Consider the following 3,270-nt stretch of genomic DNA (forward strand, 5'->3'; position numbering starts at 1 on the left):
CGGCCGCACCCGCATCGACAACACGCTCGCGGAGCTCAAATCCTCGGGCATCCGGCTGCGCGCGATCTCCATCGTCGGGCACACCGACCCGATCGGCAGCCTCGAGTTCAACAACCGCCTGTCCGTGGCACGGGCCAACTCCGTGCGCGACTACCTGGTAAGCCAAGGCGTGCCGGCCAACATCATCCAGACTGAAGGACGCGGCCCGGCGGAGCTCAAGATCACCGAAGCCGAGTGCAAGGCCCAAGGCAAGGCCAAGACCCGCACTGCGCTCATTGCCTGCTTCGAGCCGAACCGGCGCGTGGACATCCGGGCCACGGGCGAGCAGCCGGCCTAGGGCGCCGCGGGCCTGCCTGGGCCGCAGAGGATCACTGAAAACCGATCCGGGGTTGGAGTGATCCTCGTTCGACCTGATCAGCTGCCGATCGGATGGATCAATCAACAGCGTGACAGTAAGAATTGGACACGGCTTGGGGAGCGCAGGCACGGTGACACGCGGCCTGTCCTCGAGACCGGATCGCCGCGCGTCCGCCAACTATGGGGCAATTTGACAGCCGCAAACTTGATAGAGCCGGGTATCCGGATGCTTCTTGTCGACGACCATGCGATCGTTCGGGAAGGCTTGAAGCGCGTGCTCTGTCCCAAGGGAAGCAACTGGGCCTTGACCGAAGCGGAGACGGGTTTTCAGGCGCTTGAATTGCTGCGAGAGAGTGAGTTCGATCTGGCGCTGGTCGACCTTTCCCTGCCCGGGATGAGCGGGCTTGAACTGATACGGCGCATCAAGACCGAGTTCTCCGCGGTGCGAGTCCTCGTGCTGAGCATGCACGCTGAGGAGCAATACGCGCTGCGGGCGTTCAAGGCACGCGCCGATGGCTATGTCACCAAGGACATGGCGGCTGCGGAACTGGTAAGCGCCGTGCGCAAGGTGGCGGCAGGCGGCGCCTACGTCACCAAGGCGTTGACTTCATATTGCACCTCGTTCAGACGGTTGAACGGCGATTAGACGCGGGGGGCGGCTGCCAGCGCGGCTGGGGACACCCTTGATCAATTTGACATCACCTGGCGGTTCGTAAAGGCACCGACGGTTGCCGTACAGATGCCGCTTGAGCAGCCCCGTACGCACGAATTGGTGGACCGTGGTGATCGATATACCGAGTTGGCTGGCGACCTCCTTGGCAGTGAGCATGCCACGCTCACGCAGCCGCTGAGCCCGGCTCTTCAGGCCATAGACGATGCGTACGTGAGTGACCTTCGCTATCGTGAAGGGTTCGCCAAGCCAGTTGCGGTGATTGAGTTCGTTGAGCCGATTGACGACCTCTCGATTCGGCAAAGTCTCGAGCAACTCGTCGATGAGTTTCACCACCTCGGGCAACGTGCGTCGAATGCGCGCAATGGGCACGGGCCTGTCGACGAAGAGTGTCTGAGTGCGTCCGCCGCGCCAGCGAACATTGACGGTAGTCTGCGTACCGCCGACGAGCGTCACGTCCTCGATCAATAGGCCAAGCATCCTCTTGCGCTCGACCGCACCGGTTCGTGGGTCATTCCACACGCGCGGGAAGTCCCGGGCGAGTTCGAGAATGCGTTTGCGAGCCGGCTCGTCCAACAGCGACTGGTCGGCTTGCTGCTGACGTTCATGGTCGCGCTGCAGAGCATCAAGTTGACGCAGCCGATCGTTCCACTCAGCTTCCAACGCGTCGGCCACCAGCCGGTTGTCGGGATCGACCTTGGCGTAGCGGCGCCGTGCCAATTCGGCCTCATATCGGGCGCGTTGAAGCTGTGCCTGGCGTAGCGCGCCCAGCTTGTTCGACGCGCTGCGCGATCTCCTGCTGAACGGCCAGCGCCACCTCGATGGCTGCGGGTGCAACCGTCTCGAGCAGCAGCGCGCCAATCGCCTGATCGATCGCCACGCCTTTGACCCACAGGCACGGACGCTCGGCATTGCGCAACAGCTGCTCGTTGCACCGGTAGTAGGGTTGCAGGTGTCCGCCCAGGAGTTCGTAGTGCACGCGCATGCGTGCGCCACACTGCCCGCACAGCACACGTCCCTGGAGCRAGGCGTTCCCCTCACGTGGCGCACCCCCGCGCAAGCCCTTGGAGAACCCAAACGCGTTCTCCCGAAGCGTGATCTGGTTGCGCTCGAATTCCTCCCAGGAGATGTAGCCCGCGTGGGCGTCACGGATCAACACCTGCCAGTGCTCCCGGTTCACGGCGCGTTGGACATGTTTGAGGTCGGCGTTGTAGGCGCCGCGTGTGCGTCCATAGACGAACGCACCGGCGTAGCGCGGGTTGTGCAGGAGCTGTGTCACCCGCGAGTGGTTCAGCGCACCCCACAGCAGATCCCCCTTGCCGATGCCWCGGCGAATGCGCCGTGGGAACAGCACGTTCTGCGCACGCATGCGGCGCAACACCGCGCATGCCGAGCCGGTCTCGCGGAAGGTATCGAACACGAGCCTGACCGCGTCCTGGATCTGCCGATCCGGATCGAGCACCACGCGGGCGTTGCCGTCGTAGCCGAATCCGATCGGCAGCCCCATCTCGAGCTCGCCACGCCGAGCCTTGTTGAGAATGCCCCCTTGCAGGCGAGACTTCAGGATGTGGAGCTCGGCCTCGCTCATCGTGCCCTTCAAGCCGAGCAGCAGCCGGTCGTTGAAGTGCGCCGGGTCGTACACGCCATCTTCGTCGCTGATGATCGTGCGCGACATGGCGGCCAACTCGAGCARGCGTTGCCAGTCGGCGTTGTTGCGCGCCAGGCGCGAGACCTCCAGGCCCAGCACGATGCCGGCATGGCCCATCGCCACCTCGGTGACCAGGTGCTGGAAGCCGTCGCGGTCGCGGGCCTGGGCGCCCGAGAGGCCCAGATCGTTGTCGATGACGTGCACACGCTCGAGTGGCCAGCCCATCGCGACCGCGCGATCGCGCAACGCGTACTGACGCTTGGTGCTCTCGGTGTTCTCGAACACCTGGCGCTGCGTGGACTGGCGGACGTAGACGAACGCGTCGCGCCGCAGATGATCGGCGTTGATCTTCAAGGCGTAGTCAGTAGGCATACTCATCCTTCGACTGCGTGAGCAGCAACATGTTGGCGAGCAGGCGCACGAGTTGTGGATCGTGCGTCACGGGGACCGGCGCCGCATCGGAGGTCGCGGCGGATGAAGACGAGGGCAGCGACGGCGCACTGAGCAGCACCACCAGGCCGCGCGACATGCCGTGGAAGACGATGGCGCCCAGTCCATCGGGCCGCGCCTGGCCCTGCAGCACCTGGCAGCGCAA

General features: G+C 64.5%; 5 protein-coding genes. 2 read left to right on the forward strand and 3 right to left on the reverse strand.

The annotated features are described in order from the left end of the window. On the forward strand, positions 1-337 hold a 337-nt coding region (locus AC1DY5_RS48450), incomplete at its 5' end, for an OmpA family protein (RefSeq protein WP_478121472.1). Between the two features lie 246 nt (positions 338-583). Further along, the gene (locus tag AC1DY5_RS48455) at positions 584-1,003 is read left to right on the forward strand and encodes a response regulator (protein WP_478121473.1); all 420 of its coding nucleotides are present in this window, start codon (positions 584-586) and stop codon (positions 1,001-1,003) included. On the opposite strand, the gene AC1DY5_RS48460 is transcribed toward AC1DY5_RS48455, so the two are convergent. From AC1DY5_RS48460 to AC1DY5_RS48470, 3 genes are all read right to left on the reverse strand, one after another. Continuing rightward, positions 965-1,747 carry a hypothetical protein gene (locus tag AC1DY5_RS48460; RefSeq protein WP_478121474.1) on the reverse strand — a complete coding sequence of 261 codons (783 nt, stop codon included), beginning with the start codon at positions 1,745-1,747 and terminating at the stop codon, positions 965-967. The genes AC1DY5_RS48455 and AC1DY5_RS48460 overlap by 39 nt on opposite strands. Positions 1,748-1,754: 7 nt before the next feature. Then, on the reverse strand, positions 1,755-3,047 hold the full coding sequence (locus AC1DY5_RS48465; RefSeq protein ID WP_478121475.1) for a recombinase family protein: 1,293 nt from the start codon (positions 3,045-3,047) through the stop codon (positions 1,755-1,757). Continuing rightward, on the reverse strand, positions 3,037-3,270 hold a 234-nt coding region (locus AC1DY5_RS48470), incomplete at its 5' end, for a hypothetical protein (RefSeq protein ID WP_478121476.1). The genes AC1DY5_RS48465 and AC1DY5_RS48470, both read right to left, overlap by 11 nt.

The organism is Variovorax sp. P4_D9 (assembly GCF_056401695.1).

What these genes read in the sequence shown, in the direction of transcription:
- AC1DY5_RS48455 (WP_478121473.1), top strand. Translation starts at nt 584, where the DNA reads ATGCTTCTTGTCGACGACCATGCGATCGTTCGGGAAGGCTTGAAGCGC.